The 6367-nt window shown below is 38.5% G+C and carries 6 protein-coding genes; 1 reads left to right on the top strand and 5 read right to left on the bottom strand.

The window, feature by feature from the left end:
• The 4 genes from RM368_RS02785 to RM368_RS02770 form a co-directional block, all read right to left on the bottom strand.
• A partial coding sequence (locus RM368_RS02785) for a hypothetical protein (protein ID WP_322692626.1) occupies nt 1-2285 on the bottom strand: 2285 nt, incomplete at its 3' end.
• 265 nt (nt 2286-2550) lie between these two features.
• A complete protein-coding gene (locus tag RM368_RS02780; RefSeq protein ID WP_322692625.1) occupies nt 2551-3255 on the bottom strand; it encodes a helix-hairpin-helix domain-containing protein in 705 nt (234 codons plus the stop codon).
• A gap of 21 nt (nt 3256-3276) precedes the next feature.
• Nucleotides 3277-3618 carry an NINE protein gene (locus RM368_RS02775; RefSeq protein WP_322692624.1) on the bottom strand — a complete coding sequence of 114 codons (342 nt, stop codon included), beginning with the start codon at nt 3616-3618 and terminating at the stop codon, nt 3277-3279.
• Nucleotides 3619-4253: 635 nt separating this feature from the next.
• The gene (locus tag RM368_RS02770) at nt 4254-4649 is read right to left on the bottom strand and encodes a hypothetical protein (protein ID WP_322692623.1); all 396 of its coding nucleotides are present in this window, start codon (nt 4647-4649) and stop codon (nt 4254-4256) included.
• Nucleotides 4650-5228: 579 nt separating this feature from the next.
• Here RM368_RS02770 and RM368_RS02765 point away from each other — a divergent pair.
• Complete coding sequence (locus RM368_RS02765; protein WP_322692622.1) at nt 5229-5582, top strand: hypothetical protein; 354 nt, start codon at nt 5229-5231, stop codon at nt 5580-5582.
• Between the two features lie 399 nt (nt 5583-5981).
• Here the strand turns inward: RM368_RS02765 and RM368_RS02760 are convergent, their stop codons facing one another.
• Nucleotides 5982-6122, bottom strand: a complete 141-nt coding sequence (locus RM368_RS02760) for a hypothetical protein (protein ID WP_322692621.1) — start codon at nt 6120-6122, stop codon at nt 5982-5984.
• Nucleotides 6123-6367: the final 245 nt, after the last annotated feature.

Below are 6367 nucleotides of genomic sequence, written 5' to 3'. Positions count from 1 at the left end.
CCAGTACCACCAATTAGAGAATCATTGCCAGTACCACCAATTAGAGAATCATTGCCAGTATCACCAATCAGAGAATCATTGCCAGTATCACCAATCAGAGAATCATTGCCAGTATCACCAATCAGAGAATCATTGCCAGCACCACCGCGGAGCAAGTCGTTGCCACTCAAGGCGTCGATGCGATCGTTCCCAGCTTGACCATTAATCACATCATTGGAGTTGTTAAAACCCGTAATGTTATTATTTAAGTCATTGAGGAAAGTGACAGTATTTTTGTTGAAAATGCTAGTTTGAGTGGAATTAGCATCAATTACATCAAAACTGTCGGCGATGCTGGTTTGCCCATCAAATAGGATATTGCCAAGTCGAGGTCGTGAAGAAGTTGCTGGCAGATTATCCAGATTTTCTAATTTGAAGTTTTGCAGAGTAACTTTGGGGTTAGCCAGATTTGCAAAGGTGATTTCTAAGTTGTTGCCTTGAGGAGTCAGTTGCAAGTTTCGGACAGTCAAGCCATTACCTGTAAATTTTAGTGTATCAACATTGGCAATCACTTCTGGCGATGGATTTGACCCAGTGCCTACACCACCAAAATCAGTGATGATGTCATTACCATCTTCAGAGTAAAAGATAAACTGATCTTGACCGCCGTTGCCCGTTAAGGTATCGCTACCAGCTAATCCATCGATGATGTTGTTGGCAACAGTGCCTACAAGAGTATCTGCACCAGGAGTTCCCGTAAAATTAAGCATATCTGTGACGCTACTGCCTACATTTGTTCCCCCAAATAAGACATAGCTTTGTCCAGCTTGAGTGTTACCGTTAGGGGAGGCAAAATATGCGCCAATAATCGCGTCATCAATGCCATCGTTGTTGATATCTCCCGCATTGCTGACTGACCAGCCTATTTGGTCATTAGGAGCAATACCGTTAATAGCGAAGCCGTTAGTGCCATTCAGCTCAGAAAGATTGAGAGTGCCGCCACTGCCGACATTTGTTCCCCCATACACTACATAGCTTTGCCCAGAATTAGTTATGCGGTTAGGAGAGGAATATGGTGCGCCAATAATCAGATCGTCAAAGCCATCATTGTTGAGGTCTCCCACATTGCTAACCGAGGTGCCAGAGCCTCCACCCCCAGTAATTCCTTTAATAATAAAACCATTACTGCCATTAAGGGACGAGAGGTTAAAGTTACCACTATTCCCGACATTTGTCCCTCCAAACACCACATAGCTTTGCCCAACCAAAGTACTCGAGTCTAAAAAATCACCAGCATCACCATTGAGGGTGACACTTGGTGCCCCAATAATCAGGTCGTCAATGCCATCACCGTTAATGTCTCCTGCACTGCTGCTTGAAAAACCTCCATTAGGAGCAACATTAATGCCATTAATAGTGAAACCATTAGTGCCATTGAGGAACGAGAGGTTAAAGTTACCACTACTTCCGACATTTCTCCCCCCAAATACTACAGAAGCTTGAAATACTACAGAAGCTTGCACCCCACCTTGTCCTGTATTGGGGTAGGGAATAAATTTTGCAAAAATCAGGTCGTCAATGCCATCGTTGTTAATATCCCCGACTTTCTTGCCGAATGAGGCGTTAATTAAAAAGCCATCAGTGCTATTGCTATTAGGGGACGAGAGGTTGAGAGTGCCGCTACTGCCTAAATTTTTTCGCCCAAAAAGTACATAACTTTGATCCGTGTCATCTGCTTCAAGAATCAGGTCGTCAATGCCATCACCGTTAATGTCCCCTGCATCGCTCCCGCTGCCAAAGTTAGTAATTAAAAAGCCATTAGTGCCATTTAGAGAAGAGAGGTTGAGAGTGCCGCTACTACTCACATTTGTCCCTCCAAACACCACATAGCTTTGCCCAGTATAATAATTACTGTTGTCATTCCGAAAGGCAGTCGGTGCCCCAATAATCAGATCGTCGATGCCATCGTTATTAATATCCCCTGCATTGCTGACAGAACTGCCTGAACGTTCAAACTCACCAATGCCGTTAATTGCAAAACCATTAGTACCATTCAGAGAGGAGGGGTCAAAAGTACCGCTATTGGCTACATTCGTCCCTCCAAACAGCACGTAGCTTTGTCCAGCAAAAGTATTGTTATTGGGCGATGCAGGCGGTGCCCCAATAATCAGGTCGTCGATGCCATCGTTGTTAATGTCCCCCGCATAGCTGACGGAACTACCTAACTCGTCATAAGCAGCAATACCGTTGATAATGAAGCCATTGCTAGCATTGAGGTCAGAGAGATTAAATGATGAATTAGCCATAATTTTGTCCTGTTTTTGTTGTGACCGAGAAACTAATAAGTGGTGTAGTTCAATTGATATCCCCACACTTACCGTCTCCCTGCCTATAATTACAAAACCAGTCAAATGATAGCGGTTTTTCGATGTCAGCTAGTCTATTTATTTTACCTTTATGAAAATATCATAAAAAGTTACAAGTCCCTTGCAACTATGCTGAGGGCAGAAGGGAGAAAAAGTACAAACATTGCTCCTTGTTATTTTCAACCATTTTTGGTGGCGAACTGTACTAAGCTATGTGACGATAAGTATTAAACGGTAAACCAGTGCGCTGCTTGACATCAATCAACGATTTGTACTCACCTCGTTGCTGCCTTTCGGCTACAATTTGCTCTGCGATCGCACCATCTAATCCACAGGTAATCAATTCATCAGTTGAATATGTGTTTAATCGTTTCCAAGAACAATCAGCTTCTTTTTTGTAGTTGTAGCTAAAAGTAATCAGTGGTGTAATTCGATCTACTTGCTTTTCCGGAATTCCGGCTATTTCGATTAACTCTTCTACATGAGTGAAAACATATCCCTCATTCATCAATGATTCGATGTTATTTGCATAAACTATCGGTAGTCCTAAATAGTTAACTAGTTCATGTTTTGAGCATTCATTAATATCTACTTTCTCACGAGTATTTGCAACTAACTTTGCCAACTCTTGTTCTTCGGGAATTGGTAAATTCTTTGGATAAGTTTTGATTAAATAAAATTTCTTGAGATAGAAGGCAATGCTAATTTGAGCTATCCAGGGCGCAAATGCTAAACTATTAGCTGATAAAGCTAAAGCTAATATAGAGATGCTAATACCTAGAACAACCCAAGTTTTAGTCTTGGATTTATAACCTGCATAGACAATCGCAAATCCCCCTAATGTCGGAATTAATGATAACCACACCCAAGCAGGAGTTTGTTGAAACCAAGATTTAGATTGTGACATCATAAATCGACTAATATTTTTAATTTACAAAGATTTCAGAAGCTTTTGGCGCTTTTCTTCATACTCTTCTGCGGTAATTATCCCAGAATCAAAAAGATTTTTTAAATCAGCTAGCGCACTGGTTGCATCTTTTGCAGAGACTGCTCCACCTGTGCTTGCAATAACTTGATTATATTTTGTATTGAATTCGGTATCTGACATCAAAACTAAGACGAAGAATTCAACAAAGGCTATTAAAGATGGAATACAAGTCCAAAAAAACAATAAGTACAAAATACCTGCTACATTTTCTCCTAAATAAAATTTGTGGATTCCCAGCCACCCGCCAAAAAAGCAAAGTATAATTGCTGTAGATTTAGTCTTCATAACATTTACTTCCTTAATTAACTCTAATAAATATCTATTGGCATATAATACAACACAATTTTTTGACCTTCTTTGGTTATTTATCTGGTTTATTAGTGAATTTGTCCGTCAAAAAATAAATAGCGATTATACATAGCTGAGATTCCATTAAGACTAAATATCCTTTAACTATATAGTTTAAATCTAGGTTGGAAGTGAAATAAAAAATCAGAGAACCAATTGCTAGATATGGAATTAAACGCAGCCGATCGAATTTAAGTTTTAGTCTTTCGTTATTTAAGTTGCTCATCAGTAGATAAAGTTATATTGAACAAGAGTTGCTTATCAACAATTAAGCAGTTATTTACAAATTTGTTTGGTTTAACAGATATTAACTGCTATTTAAAGCTAATCTTAGTTAATTTCTATCTGTTAAACCTCACGAATTTTACCGAGTTTGCTTACAGTTACATCAATAGACTTACGTAAAGTTTCTGATGACTAAAGTTAAAATGCACAGCATAAAAATCACTGAAGTTTTGCTTTCTTTCCTTTTCTAGACAACAAAACAATGCAACATTCAAGCATGACAAATTGCAAGTTTGCTAAAAACAAGCTTTGTTTCAGTAGCAGCAGACTTTAATCTCAGGGCGCTTTTATGCAGTTGTAGCATCCTTAATAACTGCTTCCTCTAAAGTCGATTTCAAGCGGGTTGCTCTGCTTTTACGGATGCGATCGCTTTTGCGAACACCACCCGCCATCTGATATTCATAGCTATCTTTGCCGTACTTAAAAGCAACTCCCAGGAGCATTTTTTCACTCAGATCGCTCAGAGTTTTTTCCAACTCTTTCATCTCACTTTTATAAGAATCAATTACAGCCAGAGTGGTATTATAAGCATCTATTTTACTGCGGTACTGCTGAATTACTTGTGCCACATTTTGCAAGTTGCGAGCATCCCCAAAATCCATGCTGGGATCGATTGCTTTGAGTCCAGCGATTCTCAATTCAGCTTTTTCTAGAACGCGATATGTACGCTTTTGACGAGGCATAATTATGTTCTTTTTATGGTGTTCTAGAGCTAGCTTGCCTTACTAAAGCTTAATTTTGGTTGGGTAGAATCCACAATATTTTGTATTTATTATACCAATATACTCAGTAATGTTAACTAAAGCTATGATGTTTGTAACGAAAATCGTAGTGATAGTAACTAAATTTGTAAAATTGTAACGAAAATTATGATTTTTGTAACGAAAATCGTAGTGATGGTAACTAAACTCGTTATTTTAGTCACAAATTTGTCAGATTGTCACAAAAATTGTAGTGATTGGTAATTAAACACAGCTTCAGCCAAGCGATCGCTCTTGTGCCACTGTTAAACATCCTTAATTTCATCCTGGCATATCTCAACGAACTTAACTGCGATCGCTTAGAAATTTAACCAGATAATCCAACTTCTCAAGAGATATCAAAGCTATAACTTATTAATCCCTAAAATAGTAAAAATCATTGACACCCTAAGTATATACGCAATAAAATTATTCTAGTTGAACCTAAAAATAGAGTTAATCAAAATACTTTTCCCAGAGAATAATAGACGAGCAATATTAAAAATAATTTGGAGCGAGCAAATGAACGCCAAAATTATTGCTTTCTTGGGGATTACGGCAGCCTTTGTAAGCTTAGGAAGCCAAGTCTACGCTCAATCACCAGCATCAAACTCAAATCCCGGACAATATCGATTAAGTGGTGATTCTCTACTTGGAATCGATCGGAAAACTGCCCAAGATGACTTTAGAAGTTTTTTTGAGCAAACTAATCCAGCAAGCCTTTCCAACAATAATAGAAGAGAAAATAAAACTCCAGCCCAAATTCGCTTTAACGAATCATTATCACAGCCAGACACTTCAGTTTTCTTAACACCGGCTCAGTCAGGCAGTGACAATGATGGATTGCAAGTACAGTTAGATATCGGGAGAAAATAAGCAGGGATAAAAGCTGACAGTGTAGTTTTAATTAATTATGCGTTGGTCAAAATCCTTGCTAATATAGCAATCCTAAATCATTCGTAAGACAAAACCAAGGACAAATGACCAATTGACTTAGGACAGTCAACACCAAAATTCTCACAAATTAAATAGGATTGCTATAGTCTGTTAAGTTTAAATTAGTAAGGTCAACAAGTTCGTAGTAAACACTAAAGTGCTTACTACGAACTTTTCATTACTAGGTTAGACATTGTACTAAGCACAACTTAGAAATTATTTCCACACCATTTTCACTCTTACTATTTTTACTTAAATCAAAATAGCTTGATTAGAAAATATCGCTCAGACAATCGCAGTTTTAACCGCTTGTACAGCCTCCTCTAAGAGAATAAAGTTTTACACCTGACTGAGTCGATAATTATGCAATCGTTTTGCAGTAAAATTAATCGTCAAGATCAGAGGAGAGCTTTGCGATCGCTCGTGCGATCGTTGTGTAACACGTTTACAGATGAGAACCGGCTCATGTTGTTTTGTCATGTAACCTTGTAATCATGGACAAACTGTGATTTTTACTCTCTTTTAGTGGTAATTTGGCAGAAAAGCAAACGCTCTAGCTGTTGACAGTATCAAATAAACGGCAAATTAAGCGTGGACGGGTTGGTGTAGCGCATCGTACACCTACGGGGAAGCAAGCTATGGGTAGCGTCTTGTAGAGAAAGTATCGCCACTTCCAGATTTTAATTGTCACAGTTACTCCCAGATTCTGCTAATTATTGTTAACT

This window comes from Nostoc sp. DedSLP03 (genome assembly GCF_034530815.1).
Lineage (GTDB): Bacteria > Cyanobacteriota > Cyanobacteriia > Cyanobacteriales > Nostocaceae > Nostoc.
The sequence above is the reverse complement of the archived record's forward strand: the minus strand, read 5'-3'. Positions and strand labels throughout refer to the sequence as shown.